Raw genomic sequence first — 26,530 nt, 5'->3', positions numbered from 1 at the left:
GAGACGGCAAAACCGATTGCCGCATAACACACAAGCCAATATAGGAGAACGCGAGGCCGCGAACATGAGATAGCGGCAATCGGATTGGGGAAATACGATGGCAATTGCAACAACGATGCGTCCGCTTGTGTCTCTGGCTTTGCCGCAAGAGGGCGCGGCGCGGCTGGCAACGCAGCTTTTCCTGGCGATCGCCGGAACGCTGCTGCTGACCCTGTCGGCCAAGACCAAGGTGATGCTCGGGCCGGTCGACATTTCGATGCAGACGCTGGCCGTGTTGCTGATCGCCGCTGCCTTCGGGATGCGTCTGGGCGTCGCCACCGTGCTGCTCTACATGGCAGAGGGCGCAATGGGCTTTCCGGTCTTCCAGAGCGCCCCGGAAAAGGGTATCGGCATTGCTTACATGCTCGGCTCGACCGGCGGCTATCTCTTGGGTTTCGTGGCCATGGCGGCGATTGTCGGCTGGGCCGCCGATCGGGGCTGGGACCGTCATCCGGGCAAGCTTTTCAGCGCGATGCTGGTTGCCGAAGTCGTCATGATGGCGATGGGCTTTGCCTGGCTGGCGCTGCTGATCGGTCCCGAAAAGTCGTGGCAGTTCGGCGTCGTGCCATTCATCGTCGGCGATCTGATCAAGGTTGCCCTGGCGGCAAGCCTGGTGCCGGCCGTGTGGTCGCTGCTGAAGCGCTCCTGAACACCGGGAGAGATCGAGGACTGGACTGGCGCTTCTGATGAAGGTCCTGGTCACCGGCGCCGCCGGCTTTATCGGCTGTCACGTATCGAAGCGCCTGCTGGAGCGCGGCGACGAGGTTGTCGGCATCGATAGCGTCAACAGCTACTATGATCCGCAGATCAAGGAGGCGAGGCTGCGGCTGCTGGAGGAAGCCAGCCGCAAGACCAATGCGAGCTATCATTTCATCCGCGGCAATCTCGCCGACAAAGGCGTGGTCGATGGTTGCTTTGCCAACCACACGTTTGACCGGGTGATCCATCTCGCCGCCCAGCCAGGGGTTCGCTACAGCCTGGAAAACCCGCATGCCTATGTCGAAAGCAACATCATCGCCTACACCAACATGCTCGAGGCCTGCCGCAGCAGCGCCGTTGCGCATTTGACCTATGCCAGCACCTCGAGTGTCTACGGCGCCAACACCGACATGCCGTTTTCCGAGCATCGGCCGGCCGATCATCCGCTGCAGTTCTACGCCGCGACCAAGCGCGCCAATGAGCTGATGGCGCATAGCTACAGCCATTTGTTCGGGTTGCCGACGACCGGGCTTCGCTTCTTTACGGTGTATGGTCCCTGGGGGCGTCCGGACATGGCGCTTTTCCTGTTCACCAGAAGCATTCTTGCCGGTGAGCCGATCAAGCTGTTCAACAACGGCAACCACACGCGCGACTTCACCTATGTCGATGACATCGCCGAAGGCGTCGTCCGGGCCAGCGATAGCCCGGCTGTCGGCAATGCCGCCTGGGACTCCGGCCGTCCGGATCCGGCCACCAGCAGCGCCCCCTGGCGCATCTTCAACATCGGCAACAGCAAACCGGTGAAGCTCACCGCCTATGTCGAGGCGCTGGAAAGCGCACTTGGCAGGAAAGCCATCATCGAAATGCTGCCGCTGCAGGCCGGCGACGTGCCCGATACCTTTGCCGACACATCGGCGCTGGAGCAGGCGGTCGGCTACCGCCCGGTGACGACGGTTGCCGATGGGGTAGGGCGGTTTGTGGACTGGTACCGGGCGTATTTTGGACTGACCTAGCGGAGGGCGCGCCTGGCGCGCCAATAGTCCGGCTGTTTGTCGATCGCCGAGATTGACAAGCCATTGCATGGAACCTAAGCACGAGCGCGGTTTATGTCAGGGCTGGGGGTTTAGGCATGTCAAGGAGAACTTCTTGAAAGGAATTATCCTTGCTGGAGGCAGCGGAACGCGGCTCTATCCGCTAACGTTGGCAGTCTCCAAGCAAATCCTCCCGATATACGACAAGCCGATGATCTATTATCCGCTGAGCGTTTTGATGCTCGCGGGTATCCGCGAGATTCTGATCATTTCAACGCCGCGTGATCTGCCGGTTTTCCGCGAGTTGCTTGGCGACGGATCGGAGTTTGGGCTTGATTTGTCCTACGCCGAGCAACCGCAACCCAACGGACTTGCGGAAGCCTTCATCATCGGCCGGAATTTCATCGGCAAGGACAGCGTGTCGATGATCCTCGGCGACAACATCTATTTCGGCGAAGGCCTGTCGCAGCTCTGCCGTGCAGCGGCTTCGCGCGAGACGGGGGCTTCCGTATTCGCCTATCATGTCGAAGATCCCCAGCGTTACGGTGTTGTTTCCTTCGACAAGGTCACCGGAACCGCCCTGACGATCGAGGAAAAGCCAGACAATCCGAAATCCAACTGGGCCGTCACCGGCCTCTATTTCTATGACAACGATGTCGTTGACATTGCCCCGGCGATCCGGCCTTCGGCGCGTGGCGAACTTGAGATCACGGCGGTCAACAATGTCTATCTCGAGCGTGGTCAGTTGCATGTGCATCGATTGGGGCGTGGTTATGCCTGGCTCGACACCGGCACCCACGACAGCTTACACGAAGCGTCTTCGTTCGTGCGCACGATCGAGCATCGCCAGGGCATCAAGGTTGCCTGCCCGGAGGAAATCGCCTTCGAACAGGGCTGGTTGACGGCGGACGACGTCCTCCAGCGCGCCACCCGCCTGGGAAAAAACGAGTATGCCGTCTATCTGCGCCGGCGCGTCGTCGAGCGGTTGGAGGAGTAAATGCTGGAGGTCAGGTCCCTTGGCATCGAAGGCGTGCTGGAAATCATTCCGAAACGACATGGCGATGCGCGTGGTTTCTTCGTCGAAACCTATCATGCCGAGCGCTTTTCGCAGGCCGGCATAGGCTTGAGTTTCGTCCAGGACAATCAGTCCTATTCTGCCGCGGCGGGCGTTCTGCGCGGGCTGCACTACCAGCTTGCGCCGCGAGCCCAGGACAAGCTGCTGCGTGTCGTGCGGGGTGCGCTGCTGGACGTGGCGGTCGACATTCGCCGCAGCTCGCCAACCTTCGGAAAATGGGTTGCGCTCGAAATTACCGCCGAAAAGGGCAACCAGATTCTGGTGCCGAAGGGCTTTGCGCATGGCTTCGTGACGCTCGTGCCGGACACCGAAGTCTTGTACAAGGTGACCGATACCTATTCGCCCGAGCACGACCGCTCGATCCGTTTCGACGATCCTGCCATCGGCATCGAATGGCCGTCATTGGCTGGCGGATTCCAGCTTTCGGACAAGGACCTCAAGGCGCCGGTGTTGGCCGCCGCCGAAGTGTTCGCCTGATGGGTTGCATGAGGACAGCAACATGAATTTTCTAGTGACAGGCGGTGCCGGTTTCATCGGTTCTGCGGTGTGCCGGCATCTGTGCGCCAACCCGGCCTATCGCGTGACCAATCTCGACAAGCTTACCTACGCGGGCAATCTGGCTTCGCTGCGGCCGATCGAGAATGCGCACAATTACCGCTTCGCTCATGCCGATATCTGTGACGAGAGGGCGGTGCTGGACATTCTGCATCGGGACGAAATCGACATCGTCATGAACCTTGCTGCCGAAAGCCATGTCGACCGATCGATCGACGGACCCGGTGCCTTCATCGAGACCAACATCGTCGGCACCTACAAGGTGTTGAATGCAACGCTGGAATATTGGCGCGGCCTTCCCGACGACAGGAAAAGCCGCTTCCGCTTCCATCATGTCTCGACCGACGAAGTGTTCGGCGACCTTCCTTTCGATGGCGGCCTTTTCGTCGAGGAAACGCCCTATGCGCCATCTTCGCCCTATTCCGCTTCGAAGGCGGCGTCGGACCATCTGGTGCGGGCCTGGCACGAAACCTATGGCCTGCCGGTCGTGCTTTCCAATTGTTCGAACAACTACGGGCCCTATCACTTTCCCGAGAAGCTGATCCCGCTGGTTATCCTCAATGCGCTCGACGAAAAAACGTTGCCGGTCTATGGCGCCGGCGCCAATGTGCGCGACTGGCTGTTTGTCGAGGACCATGCGCGCGCGCTGGAGCTGGTTGCCACCAAGGGCACGCCAGGCGAGAGCTACAATGTCGGCGGCAATTCGGAGCGCACCAACCTGGGCGTCGTCGAGACGATCTGCGATCTACTCGACATCAGGCGTCCTCGGGCGGGCGGCAAGAGCTATCGCGATCTGATCTCTTTCGTCACCGATCGTCCGGGCCATGACCGCCGCTATGCCATTGACGCCTCCAAAATCGGTCGCGAGCTTGGCTGGGCGCCGAAGGAGAATTTCGACAGTGGCCTGGCGAGAACCGTGGACTGGTTTCTCGAAAACAAATGGTGGTGGGGGCCGATCCGCGAAGAGCGCTATGCCGGTGAGCGATTGGGCGAAGCGCGCAAGGGGGCCGCGTGAGGCTCGTTGTCACCGGGCGCGAAGGCCAGGTCGCGTTAAGCCTTCTGGAGGCCGGCCAGAGGCACGCCGGCGTGGAAGTCATCGCAATTGGCCGTCCGGAGCTCGACCTGGCAAAGCCCGATACCGTCATCGATGCTATCGCGGCCGCGAAGCCGGATATCGTCGTGTCGGCTGCCGCCTACACCGCCGTGGATCAGGCTGAGGATGAGCCCGACCTGGCATTTGCTGTGAACGCTGTCGGCGCCGGCAAGGTGGCCGAAGCCGCAGCGCAGCTTGGCATTCCCGTCATCCATCTCTCGACCGACTATGTCTTCGATGGCAGCGCTTCCGGTGCCTATGTCGAAACCGACGCGACCGCACCACGCAGCGTCTATGGTGCCTCCAAGCTCGCCGGCGAACAGGCGGTGGCAGCCGCCAATCCGCGCCATCTGATCCTGCGCACGGCTTGGGTCTACAGCCCGTTCGGCAAGAATTTCGTCAAGACCATGCTGCGGCTTGCCGCCGACCGGGATGAGATATCGGTGGTCGCCGATCAGTGGGGAAATCCCACCTCCGCGCTCGATATCGCCGACGCAGTCCTGCATGCGGCGGCGACGCTGCATGGCAACAAGAGCTTCGCTGCGTTCGGTGTCTATCATCTGGCCAGCACGGGCGAGGCCAACTGGAGCGGCTTTGCCCGCCATATCCTGGACACAAGCCGAGTGTCTGGTGGCCCTTGGGCGCGAGTACGGGACATTGCTACGAAGGACTACCCGACCAAGGCGCGACGCCCCGCCAATTCCCGGCTATCAAGCGCGAAATTCGCCTCCGTCTTCGGATGGAATGCGCCTGACTGGCGGCAATCGACTGAAGCGGTGGCGCGTCGTGTCCTGGTCTGAAAGACGGGATGGGCTTGAGGCATGAAGAAGGACCTATCGCCGAAAGACATGCGCGATGCAGAGGCCGGCTCACAGGCGGTCGACTTAGACGCGGTCGGCCCGGAGGCAGTCGGCCCCGAGGCGGTCGGTGACGTCCCGGCGATTGTTCGGACCGAGGCGCATGCCATGCCGGTCAATGCGCACGCCCCTTCGCTTCACGACCTGTACAATGCCCATAGCGGCAAAGTGTCGGACAAATGGTCTAGCTATCTGGATGCATATGACCGCGTTTTTGTGGACTATCGGAAGAAGCCGGTTCGACTCCTGGAAATTGGCGTCCAAAACGGTGGTTCTCTCGAAATCTGGCCGCGATATTTCCCGAATTCGGAACTCATTCTTGGCTGCGATATCGACACGGCCTGCAGCGGTCTGGTCTTCGACGATCAAAAGATTGCTTTGGTCATCGGGGATGCCAATACTGATGAGGTAGAAAGAAAAATTGTTGCGAAATCCGCGACATTCGACATCATAATCGATGACGGGTCGCATACTTCATCAGACATAGTGCGCTCTTTCGCCCGTTATTTCTCTCATCTTTCTGATGGCGGGGTTTTCATAGCGGAAGATTTGCATTGCAGCTACTGGCGGGAATTCGAAGGCGGTCTCTATGATCCGCTTTCGTCGATGTCGTTCTTCAAGCGCCTGCTCGATGTGGTCAACCATGAGCATTGGGGACTGCCCCGCTTTCGGGCGGATGCCTTAGCCACGTTCTCCGACAGGTATAAGACCGTATTCGGGGAAGCCTTGCTGGCCTCCATTCATTCCGTCGAGTTTTTGAACTCGCTCTGCATTGTGACCAAGCGACCAAGTCCGCAAAATGTTCTTGGGACTCGCAATGTGCAAGGCCGGATCGCGCTCGCCGAAAGGGAAATGATTTCTCTTGCCGGCACGACAAGCAAAGCGTTCGATCAAGCCGGAAATCCATGGTCTCTAGCGTCGACGACCATGGAAGAGGAAATCGAGACCAACAGGGCGTTGGTGACGAGCCGCGGGGCGCGGATACAGGAACTCACCCGCGAGGTGGCCGAGATACGTGAACAGCTCCACAGCGGTCACGCCCAGATCGCACGGATGGAGTCGGATCTCGTCGAGAGGGCCGAAGAGATTTCAGCCGCGCACGCGACTGTTAGTGCGCTGCAGACCGAGCGCGACAACGAGATAGCACGTGCGCAAGCGCTCCAGGAAAGAATGGAGCAAAGTGAACGGGTCGTTCAAGAGTTCAAGGACTCAACGAGCTGGCGAATAACCAGCCCCCTGCGAGCGCTGTCTGCGATTGTCACGCTGTTGCTGAAAAGGATCGCCGCGGTTTTTCGTTGAAAGCGAAATTCAATTGGAGAGAGGCGAGCTCTGCTCTTGGCCTCTCCATCGGAAATCGGTTTCTTCAGAACAGGGGCAACATCAAGCCACCGGATATGCTTTCTCATTCATGCGACGGCTGATCGTTCCAGTCGCGCCAACTTGTGGCGTTTGAGACGCACACCGGACCGATCCGCCGGTCCGCTTGCCAAGTCGTCGAATTTTTGTTGCGCAGTCTGGCGGTGTGTGCGAGGTGCCACCTATGCCAACGCAAGGCAATACGCAGCAAACGCAGGACTAATGTCGGCCACCGTTCGCACCCTCTCTGTCAGCCGTTCAACCCCCGCTTTCGCGGTCGCGTTTGTTGGTCCGATCGCGGTGTTCGTGGTTGCGCTCCTGCTCACGGTGCAGGCGAGAGGTGTTCCGGATAACGACTATTGGGGCATTCTCCCTTCAATGGTCGGATCGCTGGACGGGGTACCGACGCTGAAGGACCTGTATGTAACGGCAAACGAGCATATTATTGCCGGCGCAAAACTGTTTTATCTGCTGAATTTTCACCTTACCCAAGGGGACAATATCGGCCTGTCGGTCACTGTTGTCGCGTTCTCCCTTCTCATAGCGTTGGTTTTTTCGGGCGCATTGTCGCTCTTTGCGCGATCCTGGTTTGAAGCATTTGTCGTCGGGATAGCCGTGTCGGTGTTTGTATTCAGTCCGCTTGCCGCACACAATTTCTTTGTTGGCATGAGTGGAGTAGCCTGGATCGGCGCAAATCTCTTCACCGTGCTGGCTGTATTGGCTTTTTGGCAGTCGACCGAAAAAGACATGCCTATAGGTTATGTGGCTGCGATCGCGTTGGCCGTTTTTGCCACGCAATTTTACAGCACGGGCCTGACCGCATTGTGTGTGATCGGCATCCAAGGATTTTGCACTGCCAAAACACGGCGGCTCGGCATCTTGATTTTCGCGGCGGGCTTGGCCCTCGTGATTTTTGTCGCGATGAATCAGAAAGTCCCCGATTATCACGCCGCACGCAGTTTCGATCCAATTGGGATTGCGCTGTTTTGCCTGACATTCATTGGTGGCGGCATCGTAACAACCGAAGCAGCCGCAATTCCGCTGGGCGCAATCGGAATCGCAGCGGCCGCTTTGATCGTTGGGTTTTGCCTTTTGCGGCCTGGCGAAAGCAGGTACCGATCAGCCTTCTGGATTGCGATCATGGCCTATGCCGTCATGTCGGGCGTGCTGGCCGCTATTGGTCGATCGAATATGGGAGGAGACGCGGCAGCCTTAGCCAGCAGATATGCAACCCTTCCGGCGCTTTTTTGGGTCGGACTGTTTGGAGCTGTTTCGTGTCTGGTGTGGCAAGTTGATTTCAAGCGTCGTCTGTCGATCGCCATATTCGCGGCGGTAGCCGCACTGATCGTCGTCAACGGCATGCCGAGGCTGAATGACGCTCTTGTCAGGGCTGAAGGAAAAGATCTCGCAACATTGGCATTGTCGCTCGGCGTCAAAGACCCCGACTTGATGCGATACGTTACATTGGCTGGGGTCGATTACTACAATGTCGAAGACAATCTGAAGAAATTCAATCACGTCCCGTTCAACGGCAGAGACTTCGGTTGCCCCTCGCTCGGCGCCGGGCTGGCAATCCCCACCCAGCCGAACAGCTTGACGGGCTACATTGATGCCGTGTCCAAAATAGAAGATCCGCAGTGGGGACGCGTCTCCGGTTGGGTCGCGGACACCTCGAACAAGTGGCCCCCACTGCTGGGCAGCGATATTCTTACCACCTACCGCTGCATTGCCTTCGTTGACGGCACGGGAACGGTCGTGGGGTTGGGATTGGGAGGAGCGCATCGGCCGGACGTGGCGAAGTTCCTCGGACGAGGGCGTGACGACTATGGCTGGAGTGGTTACATAGATCTTCGACGTGTGCCTGTTAGCCCTGCTTCTCGATCGATATATGCAGTTTTGCTTACGCCGTCTGGGTGGACGAGATTGCAGGCACCTGGGGTTGGATTTCAGTTTTGAAAAATACCTATGTAAGCGTCGTCAGATTCGCCCGGAAAGCAGCTGAGCGCTGCGGATTGCTTGCGGCGTTGGAGCGGTCGAACAACCGCTTTGCCCTCTGGATCAGAAGTCTGTTCGGCATATACGACAGCGCCGACCTGGTTCGGCTTGACATGCCGTGGTGGACATTCTCCGCGATTGATGCCGTGAACAGTTTTCTGGCCTCGCGCAATCACAAGGCCCGCGTTTATGAATTTGGTGCCGGCGCCAGCACAGTTTGGTTGGCGAAACGAAGCGGCTCAGTCGATTCCGTCGAGCATGACGCTCCGTTCGCGCAAACCATGGGTGGCATTTTTGGCGCCTATCCCAACATCGCTGTGCGGGTTGTGGAGCCGGTAGCTGCCTCTGCTTCCAGCACGGCCAGGTCCAATCGAAAGGGATATACGCAATGCTCTTTCGATCAATACGTGTCATCGATTGACGGGGTCGACGGTACCTTCGACCTCATTGTGATCGACGGCCGGGCCAGGGTTTCCTGCTTGGCGAAGTCAGTTCGCCGCCTGTCTCCGGGCGGTATGATTCTGTTCGACAACAGCAACAGGCCCGAATATCGCCAGGCCATCAATTCTTGCGGCCTGCAGGAGCGCGTGACACGGGGGCTGGCGCCTGCATTGCCATTCCCCAGCCAGACCTCCATTTTGACGCAGAGGGCCTGACGTGCAGACAGTCTCGATACTGGTGCCTGTAAAGGACGAGCAAGACACTGTTCAGGCTTTGATTGCCCAGATCGAGGCCGCCTTCGAGCAGATCGATGCCGCCTCGCTCGAGGAGGTCATCTTTGTTGACGACGGGAGCCGGGACAATACCTGGAAGGAGATTCTGGCCGCCACCAGGGCTTACCCCCATGTGAAGGGCGTTCGGCTTCGGAGGAATTTCGGCAAGGCGGCCGCGCTGCAGGCAGGGATCTCCAACGCGTCGGGCAATATCATCGTCACGATGGATGGAGACCTGCAGGACGACCCGAAGGAAATTTCACGTTTTCTGGACGAAATCCGAGAGGGCTCCGATGTCGTTTCGGGATGGAAGCAGGTGCGCCACGATCCGCTCGGCAAGACGCTGCCTTCAAAGCTGTTCAATCGAGTGACGGCCAAGGTCACCGGCGTCAGCCTGCACGATTTCAACTGCGGCTTCAAAGCCTATCGCTCCGAGGTCTTTGACAACATCCGCCTCTATGGCGAGCTTCATCGTTTCGTTCCAGCCTTGGCCTATGCGACTGGTTTCAAGGTCAGTGAGATCGTCGTCCAGCACCACCCGCGCCGATTTGGAAAATCCAAATATGGGGTTGGCCGCCTGCTGAAGGGCTTCCTGGACTTGCTCACAGTCGTGACCATCACGAAGTTCAATTCGCGCCCCGGCCATCTTTTCGGTGGCTTGGGTGTGGCCGTCTTCTCGATTGGCTTCCTGATTTTCCTGTTTCTCTGTGCGCGGTGGTTTGGCGGTGAAGCCATTGGCGGCCGTCCGTTGCTGCTTGTCTCGACGCTCTTGATGATCGTCGGGGTGCAGTTCACGCTGTTTGGCATGGTCGCCGAGTTGATTGTTGCGACCCGTGGCAATCGCGACCCGGGCATTGTCGCCGAAATTGCAAGTTCCGACGGCAGGCTGCCTGTGAAGCCGATCGGCGCTCGTGCCGAACTCTAGGATCATTCGTGCCGGCGGTGCCGTCATTGCCATTGCGGCAATGTATTTTGTCATACGCTCCGTCTACGGATACGCCGATCAGCTCGCCGAGATGCTGCAGCGTCCTCGGTTTGTTGCCGTGGTCGTGTCCTGTGCGCTTCTTTATGCGCTCGCTCTGCAGCTGGTGGGTTTTGCCTGGTTCACCCTGTTGGTTTCGGTCGGAGAAAAGGCAATCTCCGCGGTCCGTGCAATGCGCGTTTTCGCGCGGACCCAAGTCTACAAATATCTGCCGACCAACGTCATCCATCTCGTCGGACGCTTCGTCCTGGCGGCCCGATATGGTGCCGCAATGGATGCGCTTTCTTACGCGCAGGTGATGGAGATCGTTTTGATGGTCCTCGCTTCCGGAAGCGTTGCCCTGCTTTTCTCCTTCTCCTTCCTGCTCAAGATCGGCGAGGACTACGGAATAAGCCGCTATCTGGCCTCAGCAGTCTATATCGGCGCCGGACTGGCGGCCCTTATGCTGGCCCCCCTCGTTGCGGGCCGATATTTCAAGCAGAGCCGAAAACACCTCGCGTTTTCGATGGCTGCGATCAGCGTCGCCTGCTACGGCCTGTTTTTCCTTGCCAATGGCTTGATCGTCGTCCTCCTTGTCCATGTGCTGTACGGACCCACGATCGAGTGGCAGATGGTGATCGGGGTCTCAGCCGCCGGCTGGTTGCTTGGTTTTGTTGTGCCTGGGGCTCCCGGCGGTTTGGGTGTGAGGGAAGCGGTTTTCATCGCGGGCCTTTCGTCGATCGGCATTCCCGCGGCTGCGGCCACCGCCGTTGCGGTTACGCATCGAATTATCACCCTTCTGGGCGATGTTCTGTTGTCGGCTGGCGAGTTTGGCTATCGAAAATGGACCGCAGAACCAGATTAGCCCGTGGCATTGCGCGTGGCTGCCCGAATGCGACACCTCAAATCCAATTCCACCGGAGAGATGCTCTGTACCTGTTCAAATGAGGTCGACGCTGATAACGAACAGCCTGGTTAATGGAACACGGAATGCTGCTTGAATGTCCAAGACATGTATAGTTACCGGTGGAGCCGGATTCATTGGATGCGCGTTGTCCACCAAATTGGCAGATCGCTTCGATCGCGTAGTTGTCATCGACAGTTTGCATCCGCAGATTCACGCTGAGCGAAAGCGCCCTGCCGAACTTGATCCTCGCGTTGAGCTCATGGTTGCGGATGTGACGGAGGCTTCCACCTGGGCGCAGGCATTGGAAACCACCCGACCTGAAGTTGTCGTGCATCTGGCGGCTGAAACGGGCACGGGACAGTCGCTCACAGAGGCTTCTCGCCACGCGATAGCAAATGTCCTCGGCACAACCCGCATGTTGGATGCCTTCGCCACGGCATCGCATGTTCCCGAGCGCTTTGTCCTGGCTTCGAGCCGCGCCGTCTACGGAGAAGGGGCATGGTGGTCCAGAGATCCAGGAGAGGTAACCTATCCGGGTCAGAGATCGAAGCAGCAGCTTGAACGCGCGGAGTGGGATTTCCCTGGGCTCGAGCCTCTGCCGATGGACGCGGAAAAAACGATACCGAACCCAACCAGCATCTACGGAGCCACCAAACTAACCCAGGAACAGATATTGCGAGCTTGGGCTCTTTCGTTCGGGACAACCGTCAACGTGCTCCGCCTCCAGAACGTATACGGTCCTGGCCAGTCCTTGACGAACAGCTACACGGGAATTGTGTCGTTGTTCATCAGGATGGCCAAGGAAGGCAAGAGCATCCCGATCTACGAAGACGGAGATATCGGAAGGGATTTTGTCTTCATCGACGACGTCGCCTCGGCGATTGACAAGGCCACAAGAACAAATCTGTCGCAATCGTTCGCCTATGATGTCGGCACTGGCTACAAGACCACGGTTCTCGATCTGGCGAGGATCATCGCAAAGCGGTATGGGGCGCCGGAGCCGCACGTCAACGGCATGTTCCGCAACGGCGACGTGCGGTGCGCTGTCGCCAACATCGACAGGACGGTCCGCGAACTGGAATGGCGACCTTTGAAAAGTGTGGGCGAGGGGATCGACCAGCTTTCCATATGGATAGATACACAGCTCGGCTAAAATTTGGGCTCTGCTGGTTTGGAAAATCTGGATTTCTTGAGGGGACGACGAATGAGCTCTGTATTGCGTCGTGTTGCTGTGTTTTCTCTGTATAACGAACGCGGCATCGCGGACGAGTATGTCATATTTTTACTGACCAAGCTGAGAGAACTGGTTGAAAGAATTGTCGTTGTCTCCAACGGCAATCTTTCAAAACATTCTGAAGTCGCGGTTGAAAAAGTATGTGATCAGCTCCTGATTCGTAAGAACGAGGGATTTGATGTCGGTGGATACAAGGCCGGAATCGAAGCCATCGGCTTTGATGAGCTTTCCAAGTATGACGAACTTATCCTGCTGAACGATACTTGCTACGGACCTCTTTTCCCCTTTTCAGAAATGTTTTCGGAAATGGAAGGGCGGAACACTGATTTCTGGGGCGCTTCTGCCCATCGGGAAATGACGCCAAACCCATTTACCGGAACAGGCCATCTGCCCCGTCATCTCACGGCAAACTTCATTGCAATTCGCAACGAGATGCTGAAGTCGCGCGCCTTCAAAAGATATTGGGAGAACCTGCCGGAGATAATAACCTACACCGATGCTGTCCTGCTTCATGAGTCGCAGTTTACCAAGCATTTTACAGACCTTGGCTATTCCGCAGAAGCATATGTTGATCCGGATCAGTATGGCTCGCACTATCCGGCGTTCATCAACGTCGACGAAACAATCATCAACCGCTTCCCCCTGCTAAAGCGGCGAACGTTTTTTCACGATCCGACGTTTCTGGAGCACAATGCCGTCGATCTGCCGCGCGCCTTGCGGATACTTAAAGAGACGTCCGACTACGACGTTAATTTGATTTGGCGCAATGTTCTGCGCGTTTCGGAATTGAGGAACCTCAACAGCAACGCGGCGCTGATGAGCGTCCTGCCGGATAAGCGGATCAAGGATGACGACGCTGCTGCCGACTACGGCAAGGTGGCCGTCTGCGCGCATATTTACTACACCGAGTTGCTCGACGAGTTGCTGGCGCTGACCGAGAACATTCCGGTTCCCTATGACTTCATTGCCACCACGAATACGCCGGAAAAGAAGGCCGAGATCGAAGCCGCCTTGGCAAAGCGCCCTGGCGTGAAGAAGGCCATCGTCCGCGTTGTTGAACAGAACCGCGGTCGTGACATGTCGTCGCTTTTCATCTCGTTCCGAGATCTGTTCATCGACGATCGCTACGACCTCGTCTGCCGTTTGCATACAAAAAAATCGCCTCAAGTGCAGTCGTCGAGGGGCAATCTGTTCAAGCGGCACATGCTCGACAATCTGCTGAATACCCGCGGTTACGTGCAGAATGTTTTGGACATGTTTCACGACAATCCTTCAGTCGGCGTCGCCATTCCGCCGATCTTTCATATCTCTTACCCGACAATGGGGCACTCATGGTTTGTCAACAAGCCAAGGGCCGAGGAAACGGCGCGCCTGTTGAACATCGACGTCAAGTTCGATGACACCACACCGGTGGCAGCCTATGGCACCATGTTCTGGTTCCGGCCGCGCGCGCTGCGCAAAATGTTCGAACACAAATGGAAATGGGAAGAGTTCAATGCCGAGCCCGATCATATTGACGGAGGCTTGGCTCACGTGCTGGAGCGGCTGATCACCTACTCTGCTCAGGATGCCGGATTTACCACGCAGCACATCATGTGCGCGCATCAGGTAGCGCACAACTACTCCATGCTGGAGTTCAAGATGCAAAGGCTTGTCGGCATGCTGCCACTGCACGACTTCCCGTGGCATGCTCATCTGTTGTCTGAGTGGAAGAACGCCGGTTATCCCTTGGGGGCGTCAACGATGCAGATTCCAATGACGCCAGCGACGCAGACGGCGCTGACGTCAGGGCCGCAGACGTCAGTGAAACACGCTCTGGCTAGACTCAATTTCGCCATCAAGAGCTCTCTGAAGTTCAGATCGCCTATCTTGTTCAGAATCCTCAGACCGTTCTATCGCGGTATAAGGGCGGTCCTGAAGCCAATTCTCGGCGTACTTCTGTAGCGAAAAGAGTAACGCTTTTCCTGCAGCCTACATTGATGCGCACGCTTGGCAATTCACCCCCCCGATGTTCCGATCTGGAATAGGCACTTGCCAATCTCGGCCTCATTGGGCTGGATATGGAGCAAGTCAATGCCACGCCGCACCTTTTGGATTTCGCGCAATTTTGAAGCGACGCTGGGGCCGAAGGCGCCGGGACAGATTTGACCGCTGCCAATGGTATGCTGTCCGCCGATGGTCATAGTCCTCCCGGTGTCGACGGTGGCGCCGGCCTTGTGACGTAGCGCCTTTGCCGATGCCCCTCGCAAAGCCGACAGGTTGCGTAGCCGCCTTGTTCCAAGTAGGGGTGCTGCTAAAATCTCCGTGAGGTCCTAAATTGGCAGGCAGGTACAACGCAGCTCCAAATCGGGTGCCCTTCTTGGACGCCTTGCGTGGGCTGGCAGCCATTTGGGTCGTCGTTGTGCACGTAGCGATGCTTCCATCTCCGCGTCTTCAAGTTGCACCGTTTCTCGATCTGTTTGTCGTAAACGGCACCATGGGAGTGGAGCTGTTTTTCGTGGTGAGTGCGTTTTCACTCTGCCTCAGTATGCCGGTTCATGATCGGGAAGTTCGCCCGATTCTGGGGTTCGCCCTTCGTCGGTTTTTCAGGATAGCTCCCCTATTTTACTTGATGATCCTGGTCATGTGCGTTCACAATTTCAGCGGCGTAAAGATCGATGGCAAATCGATCCTATTGAATATGACATTTCTATTTAATCTGGTTCCAGGCTACCAGACGTCCATTGTTCCGGCGGGTTGGACGGTTGGCGTGGAAATGGTATTTTACATGATATTCCCCTTGTTGTATCGATTTTCTAAAGGTGTAATTCTGTCGGTTTCGGTATTTTTTGTCTCTATATGCATAGCGACCCTTTTCTTTATGAATATAAATTTATTTGTTGCTGATCCATTCAATTACTACCTGTATTCAATTCTTTATCGCGCTCCGATTTTTACGTTCGGCCTTATCGCTTTCTATCTGTTGCCGATATTGGAAAAGCGTCCGGAAAGGAAGCAGATAGGGTTAGCTCTTCTGACGTTTGTGCCTGTGATGTTTTTTGCAATCACCGCAAATAAGGTTGCGATATTCGACAAGTATTATTGGGAAGGGGTGATGTTTGGTGCGTTGGTGATCGGGCTCGGCCTTCTCCCCGTTGCTGTGATCGTCAATCCTGTTTCGGCATGGCTGGGGAGAATCAGTTACTCGGTCTATCTGCTTCACAGCATTTTTATCGTCGTGCTCATTCCGACCATGAGGTCGATCCAGGGGATGGTCGAGAGTCCAACGATTGCTTTCATGCTCAGTCTGACGATGACTTTAGCCTTGGTGATCCCGTCTGCCTTCCTGCTCAATTATTTCGTTGAAGATCCAGTCAACAAATGGGGCAAGCGCTTTTCGTCTCGGGTCGCCGGCCGCAAAAACGTCGGCGTGCTTGCAACGGGGGAGCCGGTTCTCGCTGAGTCTTCAAGGGGGTAGGCCGCTTGTCCATTCCCAAGGCTTCTTTGGAGGTAACTCCGGTTACCTTCTGCATGGCTGATGTGAGGGGTCATTTGGCACGCCGCATGTCTGCGCCGGACAGGATCGCGTCCCTCCGGCCTTTTTTATCGGCATCGAATGGTCTAATGCGTGCACCTGATGTCCTCTGCAGGATAGCGCCCATATCACGGACTTCGACGAGAGGACCCGGAGACATCATCCCTCGATGACGCCTGGGTGGCAGGATGCGGCCAACGCCTCTTTCGATCCGGTATCGGGGCGCTCCAATTTCAAGTGCTATATGCACCAAAGAGAGATACGTCGATGAGGCGTCTGGCTATCGCATTTTACTACGACCAGAACGGCAAGATAGATGAGTATTATTTTCACCTGATTGCATCGATCAAACCTTTTGTTGAGAAGGTTTTGGTGGTTTGCAACGGTCCGGTGGACGAAGAGGCCGAATCTCGCCTTTCCGAGGCCGCCGACAGCTTCCTGATCAGGGAAAACGAAGGGTTCGATGTATGGGCCTATCGCACTGCGCTCGAACATATCGGGTGGGACGAGCTTTCGCACTTCGATGAGATCTTGCTTTTCAACCACACCTTCTACGGGCCGATTTTCCCTTTCTCGGAAATGTTCTCGGAGATGGACCAGCGTCAGTGTGATTTCTGGGGGATCTCCGCTCACGGTGCGATGAGGCCCAATCCGATCGACGTCAGAAAAGCGGAGCTGCCCTTCCATCTCAACTCCCATTTCATCGCGGTGCGGCGGTCCCTGCATCAGTCAAAGGCGTTTCGGGATTATTGGACCCAGATGGGGCCCATCAACTCGTACATGGACTCAATCGCGAAGCATGAGACGGTGTTCACAGGGCATTTCCAGGCCTTGGGCTATACCTGTTCGGTTTTGCTCGATCCCGCACGATACAAGACGTCATATCCAGTGCTGATGGAGCCGGATAAAACGCTGGAGGATCGCAGCCCGATCCTGAAGAAGCGGCTGTTTTTTCATGACACGCTGTTCCTCGAGCGCGAGGCCATCAATCTGCCGCGCGCGCTGGAGATCATAGAGAACCAATCCGATTATGATCTGTCGCTGATATGGAAGAGCGTTGGCCGCCTGGGCCCGCCTCGTACGCTAAATGGCAACGCCGCGTTGCTCTCCGTCCTGCCGGATGTACAGGTCGGTCCGCAAAGGAACTGGGACGATTATCGGATAGCGGTTCTCGCGCACGTCTATCACGTCGACATGATCGACGAGATTCTAGGCTACAGCGAAAACGTGCCGAGGGGCTACGACCTTATCATCACGACCGACAATGCAAACAAGCAGGCATTGATCCAGCAAGCAATCGCAAAGGCGCAGAACGTCGGAAATGCCGTCGTTCTGGTTGTCGAGAACGACGGCAGGGATACCTCCGCTCTCCTCATCGGGTGCCGCGATTATGTGCTCGAGGACCGTTACGACCTGATCTGCCGGATCCATTCCAAGCAATCTTCCCAAGACGGCGCCAAGGGGGAACTGTTCAAGCTTCACACCCTTGAAAACCTTCTTCATACGCCTGGATATGTCTCGAATTTGCTCGAGCTTTTTGCCAACAATCCAGCACTTGGTCTCGTCATGCCGCCAATGATTCATATCGGCTACCCGACCATTGGAAACTCATGGTTTGGCAACAAGGACAACGTCCAAAAGATAGCCAAACAGCTGAATCTGATCGTGCATCTGGATGCCAATTCGCCGGTGGCGCCTTACGGTGGAATGTACTGGTTTCGTCCTGCCGCTCTCAGGAAGCTTTTCGAACATAAGTGGGCCTGGGACGACTTCGCCAACATGGATTATCGGGATGGGAGTTTGGTCCATGCCATAGAGCGGATCATTGCCTATGTCGCGATCGACGCCGGATACACCTTCCGGCACGTGGTGACCGCGAGGAATGCGGCTCACAACTACGTCATGTTGGAAGCCAAATTGCAGGCATTGTTAGCGGACGGAGCGCCAGCGGAATTCGGAAACCTGGGAGTGGCAAGGTCCTTTCGTGGCCTCCTCTTCTCGATCAAGAGATCGATCGTGACCACATCGCCAACAGCCTTCAGGATCCTCAGGCCGATCTACCGCGGTCTGCGAAGGATAATCACGCTTGGTCGCAGCGCGACAAACTAAGCTCACCCCATGGCCAATTCGCTCGGGAAAGGCTCCAGGCGAGCTAAGGCGAATTTCGGTCAGGCGACATCCCATTTGAGGTTTCGGCACCCGAGGATAGGAGGCCGATCAATCACGAGGCGCTGTTAAGTCAGCGACTCTACCCGACCAGCTCGAAGCGTCATCTTCTTCGTGCAAACGCGCTGGATGAGCGACTCGTCGTGGCTGGCCAGCACGATGATGCCGGCCTTTTCCGCCAACTCGTCCATGCGTCGCTTGGCTTTTTCCTGGAATGACGCGTCGCCGGCGCCAATCCATTCATCCATCAGCAGAATTTCAGGTTCGAGCGCGGTCGCCGCTGCAAATGCCAGCCGTGCCGCCATGCCCTGGCTGTAAGCCTTGAACGGCAGGTCGATGAAATCGCCCAGTTCGCTGAAATCGATGATTTCTTCCATCTTCTCTTCGATTTCGGCCAGCGTCCAACCGCTGATCAGCCCCCTCAGCACGATGTTTCTGCGCCCGGTGGCCTCGGGGCGAAACCCTATGCTGATGTTGAACAAGGCATCGACCTTGCCCGCGATCGATATCGTGCCGCCCGAAGGCTGGTAGATTCCGTAGAGAACCTTGAGCAGCGTGGTCTTGCCGGCGCCATTCGGGCCGACGAGCCCCAGCCGGTCGCCTGCCTTGAGTTCGAAACTGACATCGTCGAGCGCTTGCACGACCTGCTTGGTGCCCGACTTCGATATGTTGCCGCCGAGCGCGCTCCGACGCCGGCCAGGCGCCGAAAGCGTCAACTTTTCGAACAGGCGATAAACGAGGCTGACATTGTTCAGTTTGATGGAGGTCATGGAACTCAGATCAGGAAAACGATGCGCTTGCGATAAAGGCCCAGCAGCAGCAACGCAAGGGCCCAGACGCCGAGACAAACGTAGCCTGTCACCGTCAACGCATGCGTTGGAAAGATGCCCGCCGTGATCGGCTCACGCACGCCCTCCAGGAAGTAGGTGAACGGGTTCCAATGATAGGCGTATTTTTGAACGCCCTCTTGCCCGCTATAGACCCAGAAGACCGGCGTCAAGAACATGCCCACCCGCATCAGGTTCCCGACGATGAACTCGCTATCGGGAAAGAAGGCGCCCAAGAACGCAAAAACCGTGACAAGTGCAGGAGTTGCCACGACGATGAGCAACAGACCCAGCAACGACAGCAGCCAGTTTGAGTTGATTCCGTAACCGGCCAGCAGCAGAATAAGAACGCAACCCGCCAACGAATAACCAGCCCGGATGATGCATTGCATCGTCAATCGCATCACATACACGAACAACGGCAGCGTCGTGCCTTGAATGAAGCTCGCTTCGCGCTGGAAGAGTGACACGCTCATGGTGATGGTTTCGGTGAGGTAGAACCACACCAGCATGCCGATGGCGACATAGGCTATGTAGCTTGGGTCGCTGGCGTCCTTGGTCACGAAAACGAAGACAAATGTGCCGACGAAAGCAAAATAATTGACCAGCATCCAAAGCGGACCCAGGGTCGTGCGCCGGTGCTGGTCGCCGATGTCCTCATGGGCGAGCGCGACCCAGACCCGGTGCAACCGCACGGCCTTGGAGATATCGTCAAAAGCGCCGTTTAGTGCCGCAATCATCGTTGGGAGTATCGCAATCTGCTTTTTTCCAGCGCTTGGTTTTTCCGGCGCTTCATCGCTTCAAGGCCCGTGACGAACCACCACGGAGCTCTTAATAGCCATTGCGACGTGCTTATGGCAACGCACTGCGTTTTAATGTCGCGAGTTGGGCCTCGGGTCCGATCGCTTGCCCTCGCGCTCTCTTGAAAAAACATCTAGCTATGACTTCGAGGCCGCAGTATGCGATACAACAGGGCAGGGGCCAGGGATAGCACTTTCAAAGAGCGATCGGCCACGAAGCATATTCGTGCTCGCACCTTGGTGATGTTGATGTCCGTGAGCCTGGAGTCTAGTGCAGTCCAATGAATTCTTACCTCGAAGCTGTATTCGGACTCAGGCCGGAAATGCGGCGCGCCTTCATCATGGTCCAGGACGTGGTCATGGTCCTGGTCGCCGTGGCGCTCAGCCTTGTGCTTTCGCGGTCGAATCTTTCGTTCGATCCGCTCTCCAACCAGGGTTTGGGAACCTGGGGGGGCATTGTCGTCATCAGCCATCTCCTGTTTAGATATTGTGGTCTCTACAAGACCGTTTGGCGCTTCGCTTCGACGCCCGACTTTTTCAATATCCTGAAGAGCTGCGCAATTTTGACGTTGGCTCTGTACGCCACGTCGATGCTGGCTCGTTCTTTCCAGCCTGTGCAGGGGCTCAACGAGCGTCAGTTCATCGTCTTCTTCCTCGTCTCCTTCACGATCATATCGGCGCCCCGGCTGTTCTACCGCTTCCTGCGTGACGGCGCGAGCTGGGGCATTCTGAGCACCAAGACCGGCAAGACGCAGGCCAAGCAGGCGTTGTTCGTTGGCCGACTCGGCGAAGCCGACCTGATCATTCGCTTCACGCGCACGGCGGAGCCGGCGGACTATTCCATCGCCGGGATCATGGCGACCGAGCGCAGCGTACAATTGGGCACGCGGATTCAAGGTGTTCCCGTGGTGGCGACCCGGCCGCGGCTGATCGACGTCCTGGAAGACTATGCGACAGGCACCGAAAGCCTGGACTTGCTGATTTTCGGCAGTGGCGCCGAGCACGAGATCGAGGAGTATTCGGAACTCGTCCGCGTCGCCCGGCATGGCGACATAAGTGTGGTGCAGTTCTCCGGTCTTTCGGAACTGGAACAGCAGGGAAAACTGGTTCTCGACGCGGTCGAAATGGAAACGATCCTACGCCGCCCGACAGTGCCTTCCGATGTCGAGCGTATCGGGACCTTTATTGGCGGCAAGCGCGTTCTGGTGACGGGCGGTGCCGGGTCGATCGGCCGAACGTTGGTCAAACGGTCGTTGGAACTTGGGGCGGAGGCGGTGCTCGTCGCCGACAACTCCGAGTTCGGCATCTTCCAGTTGAGCCAGTACATTGACGAGAAGGACCACGACCGCCTCAAGGTCCGCATCGTCGATGTCGCGGATCGGCGCCAGATAACGCGTGTCGTCACGGAATTCAGACCGGACATCGTCTTTCACGCCGCGGCGCTCAAGCATGTTCCGCTGCTCGAGGAAAACTGGGATTCGGCCATCCAGACCAATGTCTTCGGCACGCTTGTCTGTGCCGAAGTCGCCGCCAAATGCGGGGTTGCCCAGTTTGTCCTGATATCGAGCGACAAGGCGGTGGATCCCTCATCGGTGCTTGGGGTGACAAAACGGGCTGCCGAACAGATCATCAGCGCCTTGCATGGGCCCCCCGCCAGCGAGCCGGGCGCGCGTCGTTCGGTCACCAAGTTCGTGGCCGTTCGCTTCGGCAATGTCTTTGGCAGCAACGGTTCGGTGGCGACCATATTCCAGGCGCAGATCGAGGCCGGAGGGCCGGTCACCATCACGGACCGGCGCATGACACGCTATTTCATGACAGTGGCCGAAGCCGTCGATCTCGTCATTATGTCGGCCGCCGATGCCGCATCGCGGCAGAGCGGGGACGATTATGCCGTCTACATGCTCGACATGGGCAAGCCGGTGCCGATCCTTGAAGTGGCCGAAACAATGATCCGCCTGTCCGGAAAGAGCCCCTACACGGACATCCCGATCCGGTTCACCGGCATAAGGCCGGGCGAGAAACTTCACGAAATGCTGCATGGCGAGGATGAGGAACTCGTCGAACTCGGCATTTCGAAGATCTTTGGCCTGAGCACGGATGTCCTGGAATGGTCGGATGTCCAGGCCGCGCTGTCGGCGCTGCAGCAGTCGGTCAAGAATCAGGACAAAGATGGTGCGCTGGCCGTGCTGGCAGGCCTTGACCAGGCCAAGAAGGCCAGGGGGAGCATCCATCAGGCCGTGATCCCGAAAACGGCCCGCCAAGCGACCTGACCCGATCCAGAAGCGATCTTGATCGTGGATTGGACAAACCTAGAGCAATTCCAGGAAAAATGTAAAAACGATTTTCCGTCCGGAATTGCGTCAAAACAAAGAGATAGAGCAATTCCAGGAAAAGTGTGAAAACGGCTTTCCGTCCGGAATTGCGTCGAAACAAGGAAATCAAGCGGTTCTGCGTTTCCGTGAAACGATGAGCCGCTCTAGCCATTCCAGGCATTTGCAGGGTGTTTGAAGCTCGTGAGCAAAGAAGATCCGCGCATCGCAGTCCTGATGGGCACGAAAGACGGCGCCGCCTTCATCGACGAGCAACTGCAATCCGTGCTCGCGCAGTCGCACCCTCTGATCGATCTGTGGATCTCCGACGATGGCTCCGTCGATGACACGATTGCCATCATCGAGGCGTGGAAATCCCGCTGGACCAAGGGTCGAGTGACCCTGGTGGAAGGGCCGCGGCAAGGGTTCGCCCCCAATTTCCGGTCGATGATCCTTGACCGGCGCATCGATGCGGACTGCTATGCCTTCTGCGACCAGGACGATATCTGGGAGCCCGACCGGCTGGAGAGCGCTGTCGGCTGGATGCAGGCTTATGACGCAAAAATCCCGCTGATGTTTTGCTCGCGAACCGCGACCATGACCGAATCCGGAAGCCTCGTCGGCCATTCGCCGCTGTTTCGCCGGTCGCCATCCTTTCGCAACGCGCTTGTGCAAAGCATCGCCGGCGGCAACACCATCCTGCTCAACGCCGCGGCCCGCGACCTGCTGGCCAGGGCCTCAGCGCAAACCGAGTTCGTCAGCCACGACTGGTGGGCCTATCTCATCGTGACCGCCGCCGGCGGCATCGTCCGCTACGATCCACGGCCGCTGGTGCGCTACCGCCAGCATGCGGCAAACCTGGTTGGCGCCAACGTGTCGTGGAGGGCGAGGATTTCCCGGCTTGGCCGTCTGTTCAAGGGCGACTTTGCCGGCTGGACGGATCGCAATCTTGACGGACTTGCCGTCAACCGCGACCTGCTGACCGAGGATGCAGCGGCGTGCGTCGATCTGTTTACAAAAGGGCGGCAGGGCAATCTTTTCCAGCGTTTGGACGGCTTGCGCAAAAGCGGTGTCTATCGGCAGACACTTGCCGGCACCCTGGGGCTCTATCTCGCATTTATCCTCGGACGCATCTGAGCATCGAACGGTTGCATGGTGTGCTTGGCCAGGAGATGACCTCATGCTACGTCGACCGTATTGACCGGCTTCGTCTGCGGCGTTGTCTCGGGGCTTTGGCAGGGAGCGCTATCGGCCGTTCATGAAGGCAACCAAGCAAATCTTCGATCTTGCCGGCGCGGCTCTGCTGCTGGTGGTCACATCGCCTGTTCTGGTGCTCGCCTTCCTTGCCGTTCGGGCATCATCACCCGGTCCGGCCATTTTTTCGCAGACGCGGGTCGGCCGCGACGGCCTGCTTTTTCGCTGTCACAAATTGCGCACGATGTATGTTGGAACGCCGTCATTGCCCACGCATGAGGCGCCTACGAATTCCGTCACCTCGGTTGGCAAGGTCTTGCGGAAATTCAAGCTCGACGAACTGCCCCAGTTCTGGAACGTTCTGAAGGGCGAGATGAGCCTGGTTGGGCCGCGTCCCTGTCTGCCGACGCAAACGGAATTGATCGAGTGTCGCAGGCGGCTGGGGGTCCTGGCGGCACTTCCGGGCATAACGGGTCTCGCCCAGATCAGGGGCATCGACATGTCGAACCCCGAGCTTTTGGCCAAAACCGATGCCGCCTATCTCAGGACGGCATCGTTCTGGCTCGACCTTCGGATCCTGTTTGGGACGCTCTATCGAAGCTGAGCATGCCATGATCTCAAAAACCAAAGCCGGTTTTGGGAAGAGGTCATGGTCAAGCGAGAAGTCGACGTTCACGGAGCCGCGCGAGTTCGGCCAGCCGCTCCAGCGTACCGGTTTCCGGTGCCCAGCCCTGCGATATCAGCAGCGAAGGATCGCATATCTGCGTCGCGGTCATGCTGTCCCAAAACGCCCGCTTGCCCAGCACGGCCGCGGCCGGCCGCATCAGGCCGGCCGGCACCGTGATCAGGCGCGTCGGACGTCCGAAACCCCTGCGAAAGGCGGCAATGACGGCACCGACCGTGACCGGTGGCACATCGGCGCAGACATAGATCGGGCGAAGCGGTTCCGAATGGCTCAGCAGGTGCGACACCGCTCGCGCCGCGGCTTCGGAGGACATCAGCGAGCGGATTCCCGCCAAGGCGCCTGTCGGCAGCGGCAGCGCCGTATCGGCCAGGCGCATCAGCGTCGCCAGGTTTCCCTTCATGCCGCTTCCATAGACCGGAGGCAGGCGCAACACGGCGGCATCGGAACGGCCGTGCGACGCATAGGCGTCGAGAACCTTGATTTCGGCTTCGCGCTTCGAGCGCCCATAGACGCATTGCGGAGCAGGAAGCGTGTTCTCGTCGATCGTTGCGCTGACGCGAGCGCCGATCACGGCCCGGATCGAGGAGAGGTGGATGAAACGTCCACTAGCCTGCGCGGCCGCTGCCTGCGCCAGCCGCGCGCTCAATTCCACATTGGCCGCCCGAAAATCGGCTTCGGTGGCGTCGCCCTGGTCATTGTTGAGGCCGGCGCAATGGACGACATGGGTCACATCCCTGGTCAGCGCCAGGAAGGCCGCGGCAGGCGCATCGAAACCGGGCATCGCCACAGCTTCGCTTCCAGAACCCAGCCTCTCCGGGTGACGGGAGGCGAGGCGAAGCTCGGCACCGGCGTCGCGAAGGTGGTGCACGACAAGACGTCCGATGAAACCCGTCGCACCTGTCACCAAGACTTTCATTGCCTTGCTCGCGACAGCTCTTGGGTGGCTTGTGGAAGCGCCTGCCCTTCCACCTCTGGTGGAAGTGCTTGCCCTTCCGCCAACGGAGCCTGACGTCCGGAGGCAAGATATGTCCCGCACACCAGGAAGACCATCAGCACCGAGTCCAGAATGTCATGGCCGATCAGGATGCCTGTCATCCCGGCTGTGAGATAGGTGATCACGACGATGATAATCATGGTCGCGCCGAACCGTTCGACCGGATCGCTGCTGTTTCGCAAGACCCGGACGGCATTTCCAGCGGCAAAGACAAAGATCGCCGCCAGCGTCATGGCGCCCAGAATTCCTGCTTGCACCAGGGCGGTCAGGAAGCCGTTGTGGAAATGGTTGAAGCCTGTGTCCATTGCGAACTGGTCATGAAAGCCCTGCTTGATCAAAAGCTGGCTCGCGCCCACACCATGTCCGAACACCGGCATGTCATGGAATGCCTTGAGGCCGATGTCCCAAAGGGCAACACGTATTCCCAACGAGGTGTCGTAGTTGTCGTGGGTCCCAAGCGCATCCCAATCGGAGCGCAGAAAGTCGACGCGCCCGGATATCGCCTGGGAGCCGAAAGCCGCGATCACGAGACCGACTGCCGTCAGCAGCAGCAGCACGCGAACGGCATTCCTGCCTCTGAGCCTCTGATGGTTGATCAAAAGAACAGCGATGCCGGCAATCAGCAGCGCCAGCCAGACAATACGCGAACCGGAATAGATGATGGCGATCGTCCCGGCCAGTGCGGCGTAGAAGAGGGGGTTCCGGGCTCGCTCTATGCCTGACAAGGCACCGGCCACGCAGACCACCACGGCAAGGCAGACGACGGTTGCAAAGACGATCGGATTGCCGGCCCCGCCCTCGGCCCTGACCCCAATCCAGTATTGCTGGATGACAGCCATCAGCAGCGCGACAAAACAGGCGGCCATGCTGCTGAGCACGATAGTACGCGCAAGCGTGGCTTTCTGCGTGATGCTCCAGGTCGAATAGGAGATTGGGAAAAACAGGAAGGTAACGAGCGGGATCAGGTGTGGCGCATCTCTGACCAACGCGTTGTTGACGATGGAAGCCATGATATTGGCCGCGCAATAGGCATAGATCGCGACCGTCAGCCAGATCATGGGCCGGTCGATGTTGAAGCGCCTTTTCCCGGCGGCAATCAGCGCGAGGGAGGCGAGGGCTCCGCCATTGAACACAAAACTGACCAACGATCCCAGAACCGGTGGAAAAAAGAAGCAAAGGATGGAGAAGTAGACATTCACCCGCGAGGCAGTGAATTGCTGTCTTATCGATGAAAACCGGTTCAATGCTCTAGGTCACAATTCTCTGGGAGCGATAGGTGTCGTCGGCGGCAACGGATATCGCCTCGAAATTGCACGTGTTCCATCATGCATCGTGCTCGTCTTCAGCAGCCGGTATAGCGGCTTGGCCGTTTTTTCGATAGTGCGGCAGGTGGGATTGCCGCCAGAAATCGATGGCCACCGACGGTGGCCTGGGTGAGGCTCTCACGTAGCAATTTGCATGTTCAGCCAGGCAATATTTTCCCTCGCTTTTCCTAGCGGCTCGCCCTGTGAGCAGGAATTTCCGGG

The 26,530-nt window shown here is 57.8% G+C and carries 22 protein-coding genes; 18 read left to right on the top strand and 4 right to left on the bottom strand.

The genetic code is table 11. The features are described from left to right. Positions 1 to 97: 97 nt before the first annotated feature. From AC1D2G_RS21565 to AC1D2G_RS21495, 15 genes are all read left to right on the top strand, one after another. Positions 98 to 688, top strand: coding sequence for a biotin transporter BioY (locus AC1D2G_RS21565; RefSeq protein WP_477416533.1), 591 nt, complete (start codon positions 98 to 100; stop codon positions 686 to 688). A gap of 37 nt (positions 689 to 725) precedes the next feature. Continuing rightward, positions 726 to 1,751 carry an NAD-dependent epimerase gene (locus AC1D2G_RS21560; RefSeq protein ID WP_477416531.1) on the top strand — a complete coding sequence of 342 codons (1,026 nt, stop codon included), beginning with the start codon at positions 726 to 728 and terminating at the stop codon, positions 1,749 to 1,751. Positions 1,752 to 1,884: 133 nt separating this feature from the next. Further along, the gene (rfbA, locus tag AC1D2G_RS21555; protein ID WP_457154263.1) at positions 1,885 to 2,766 is read left to right on the top strand and encodes a glucose-1-phosphate thymidylyltransferase RfbA; all 882 of its coding nucleotides are present in this window, start codon (positions 1,885 to 1,887) and stop codon (positions 2,764 to 2,766) included. Then, a complete protein-coding gene (rfbC, locus tag AC1D2G_RS21550; protein WP_095091969.1) occupies positions 2,767 to 3,321 on the top strand; it encodes a dTDP-4-dehydrorhamnose 3,5-epimerase in 555 nt (184 codons plus the stop codon). 22 nt (positions 3,322 to 3,343) lie between these two features. Further along, positions 3,344 to 4,414 (top strand): dTDP-glucose 4,6-dehydratase, encoded by a 1,071-nt coding sequence (gene rfbB, locus AC1D2G_RS21545; RefSeq protein ID WP_477226129.1) that lies wholly within the window; start codon positions 3,344 to 3,346, stop codon positions 4,412 to 4,414. Next, complete coding sequence (rfbD, locus tag AC1D2G_RS21540) at positions 4,411 to 5,292, top strand: dTDP-4-dehydrorhamnose reductase (protein WP_477416529.1); 882 nt, start codon at positions 4,411 to 4,413, stop codon at positions 5,290 to 5,292. Before rfbB ends, rfbD begins: the two co-directional genes overlap by 4 nt. A 21-nt stretch (positions 5,293 to 5,313) precedes the next feature. Further along, on the top strand, positions 5,314 to 6,648 hold the full coding sequence (locus tag AC1D2G_RS21535) for a class I SAM-dependent methyltransferase (protein WP_477416527.1): 1,335 nt from the start codon (positions 5,314 to 5,316) through the stop codon (positions 6,646 to 6,648). Positions 6,649 to 6,927: 279 nt separating this feature from the next. After that, positions 6,928 to 8,661 (top strand): hypothetical protein, encoded by a 1,734-nt coding sequence (locus AC1D2G_RS21530; protein ID WP_477416526.1) that lies wholly within the window; start codon positions 6,928 to 6,930, stop codon positions 8,659 to 8,661. After that, a complete protein-coding gene (locus AC1D2G_RS21525; protein ID WP_477416524.1) occupies positions 8,658 to 9,356 on the top strand; it encodes a class I SAM-dependent methyltransferase in 699 nt (232 codons plus the stop codon). Before AC1D2G_RS21530 ends, AC1D2G_RS21525 begins: the two co-directional genes overlap by 4 nt. Position 9,357: 1 nt before the next feature. After that, complete coding sequence (locus AC1D2G_RS21520; RefSeq protein ID WP_477226134.1) at positions 9,358 to 10,338, top strand: glycosyltransferase family 2 protein; 981 nt, start codon at positions 9,358 to 9,360, stop codon at positions 10,336 to 10,338. Continuing rightward, positions 10,325 to 11,239 (top strand): lysylphosphatidylglycerol synthase domain-containing protein, encoded by a 915-nt coding sequence (locus AC1D2G_RS21515; protein WP_477416522.1) that lies wholly within the window; start codon positions 10,325 to 10,327, stop codon positions 11,237 to 11,239. The genes AC1D2G_RS21520 and AC1D2G_RS21515 overlap by 14 nt, the downstream gene beginning before the upstream one ends. Before the next feature lie 136 nt (positions 11,240 to 11,375). Then, positions 11,376 to 12,434, top strand: a complete 1,059-nt coding sequence (locus AC1D2G_RS21510; RefSeq protein WP_477416520.1) for an NAD-dependent epimerase/dehydratase family protein — start codon at positions 11,376 to 11,378, stop codon at positions 12,432 to 12,434. A gap of 51 nt (positions 12,435 to 12,485) precedes the next feature. Next, positions 12,486 to 14,459 (top strand): rhamnan synthesis F family protein, encoded by a 1,974-nt coding sequence (locus AC1D2G_RS21505; RefSeq protein ID WP_477416518.1) that lies wholly within the window; start codon positions 12,486 to 12,488, stop codon positions 14,457 to 14,459. Between the two features lie 415 nt (positions 14,460 to 14,874). Continuing rightward, positions 14,875 to 15,972: an acyltransferase family protein gene (locus AC1D2G_RS21500; protein WP_477416516.1), complete on the top strand. Its 1,098-nt coding sequence runs from the start codon at positions 14,875 to 14,877 to the stop codon at positions 15,970 to 15,972. A 324-nt stretch (positions 15,973 to 16,296) separates the two neighbouring features. Further along, the gene (locus AC1D2G_RS21495; protein WP_477416514.1) at positions 16,297 to 18,138 is read left to right on the top strand and encodes a rhamnan synthesis F family protein; all 1,842 of its coding nucleotides are present in this window, start codon (positions 16,297 to 16,299) and stop codon (positions 18,136 to 18,138) included. Positions 18,139 to 18,263: 125 nt separating this feature from the next. On the opposite strand, the gene AC1D2G_RS21490 is transcribed toward AC1D2G_RS21495, so the two are convergent. Together AC1D2G_RS21490 and AC1D2G_RS21485 are read right to left on the bottom strand one after the other, a co-directional pair. Then, positions 18,264 to 18,965, bottom strand: coding sequence for an ABC transporter ATP-binding protein (locus tag AC1D2G_RS21490; protein ID WP_095089705.1), 702 nt, complete (start codon positions 18,963 to 18,965; stop codon positions 18,264 to 18,266). A gap of 5 nt (positions 18,966 to 18,970) precedes the next feature. Then, on the bottom strand, positions 18,971 to 19,762 hold the full coding sequence (locus tag AC1D2G_RS21485; RefSeq protein ID WP_095089707.1) for an ABC transporter permease: 792 nt from the start codon (positions 19,760 to 19,762) through the stop codon (positions 18,971 to 18,973). A gap of 341 nt (positions 19,763 to 20,103) precedes the next feature. Here AC1D2G_RS21485 and AC1D2G_RS21480 point away from each other — a divergent pair, with 341 nt between their 5' ends. The 3 genes from AC1D2G_RS21480 to AC1D2G_RS21470 all read left to right on the top strand — a co-directional run bounded on the left by AC1D2G_RS21480 (position 20,104) and on the right by AC1D2G_RS21470 (position 23,929). Then, entirely contained in the window at positions 20,104 to 22,092 is a 1,989-nt protein-coding gene (locus AC1D2G_RS21480) for an SDR family NAD(P)-dependent oxidoreductase (RefSeq protein WP_477416512.1), read from the top strand. A gap of 243 nt (positions 22,093 to 22,335) precedes the next feature. Further along, positions 22,336 to 23,268 (top strand): glycosyltransferase family 2 protein, encoded by a 933-nt coding sequence (locus AC1D2G_RS21475; RefSeq protein WP_477416510.1) that lies wholly within the window; start codon positions 22,336 to 22,338, stop codon positions 23,266 to 23,268. 121 nt (positions 23,269 to 23,389) lie between these two features. Continuing rightward, complete coding sequence (locus tag AC1D2G_RS21470) at positions 23,390 to 23,929, top strand: sugar transferase (RefSeq protein ID WP_095089711.1); 540 nt, start codon at positions 23,390 to 23,392, stop codon at positions 23,927 to 23,929. A gap of 49 nt (positions 23,930 to 23,978) precedes the next feature. Here the strand turns inward: AC1D2G_RS21470 and AC1D2G_RS21465 are convergent, their stop codons facing one another. Together AC1D2G_RS21465 and AC1D2G_RS21460 are read right to left on the bottom strand one after the other, a co-directional pair. Continuing rightward, entirely contained in the window at positions 23,979 to 24,926 is a 948-nt protein-coding gene (locus AC1D2G_RS21465) for an NAD-dependent epimerase/dehydratase family protein (RefSeq protein WP_477416508.1), read from the bottom strand. After that, entirely contained in the window at positions 24,923 to 26,248 is a 1,326-nt protein-coding gene (locus tag AC1D2G_RS21460) for an O-antigen ligase family protein (protein ID WP_477416506.1), read from the bottom strand. The genes AC1D2G_RS21465 and AC1D2G_RS21460 overlap by 4 nt, the downstream gene beginning before the upstream one ends. Positions 26,249 to 26,530: the final 282 nt, after the last annotated feature.

This window comes from Mesorhizobium sp. P2_C7 (assembly GCF_056404515.1).
Note: the sequence above shows the minus strand (reverse complement) of the source record. Positions and strands in the feature narration are given on the sequence as shown.

Coding starts and splice junctions, on each gene's coding strand:
- AC1D2G_RS21485 (WP_095089707.1), bottom strand. CDS start 19,762: ATGATTGCGGCACTAAACGGCGCTTTTGACGATATCTCCAAGGCCGTG.
- AC1D2G_RS21465 (WP_477416508.1), bottom strand. CDS start 24,926: ATGAAAGTCTTGGTGACAGGTGCGACGGGTTTCATCGGACGTCTTGTC.
- AC1D2G_RS21495 (WP_477416514.1), top strand. CDS start 16,297: ATGAGGCGTCTGGCTATCGCATTTTACTACGACCAGAACGGCAAGATA.
- rfbC (WP_095091969.1), top strand. CDS start 2,767: ATGCTGGAGGTCAGGTCCCTTGGCATCGAAGGCGTGCTGGAAATCATT.
- AC1D2G_RS21505 (WP_477416518.1), top strand. CDS start 12,486: ATGAGCTCTGTATTGCGTCGTGTTGCTGTGTTTTCTCTGTATAACGAA.
- AC1D2G_RS21480 (WP_477416512.1), top strand. CDS start 20,104: ATGAATTCTTACCTCGAAGCTGTATTCGGACTCAGGCCGGAAATGCGG.
- AC1D2G_RS21490 (WP_095089705.1), bottom strand. CDS start 18,965: ATGACCTCCATCAAACTGAACAATGTCAGCCTCGTTTATCGCCTGTTC.
- AC1D2G_RS21565 (WP_477416533.1), top strand. CDS start 98: ATGGCAATTGCAACAACGATGCGTCCGCTTGTGTCTCTGGCTTTGCCG.
- AC1D2G_RS21510 (WP_477416520.1), top strand. CDS start 11,376: ATGTCCAAGACATGTATAGTTACCGGTGGAGCCGGATTCATTGGATGC.
- rfbB (WP_477226129.1), top strand. CDS start 3,344: ATGAATTTTCTAGTGACAGGCGGTGCCGGTTTCATCGGTTCTGCGGTG.
- AC1D2G_RS21530 (WP_477416526.1), top strand. CDS start 6,928: ATGTCGGCCACCGTTCGCACCCTCTCTGTCAGCCGTTCAACCCCCGCT.
- AC1D2G_RS21470 (WP_095089711.1), top strand. CDS start 23,390: ATGAAGGCAACCAAGCAAATCTTCGATCTTGCCGGCGCGGCTCTGCTG.
- AC1D2G_RS21535 (WP_477416527.1), top strand. CDS start 5,314: ATGAAGAAGGACCTATCGCCGAAAGACATGCGCGATGCAGAGGCCGGC.
- AC1D2G_RS21560 (WP_477416531.1), top strand. CDS start 726: ATGAAGGTCCTGGTCACCGGCGCCGCCGGCTTTATCGGCTGTCACGTA.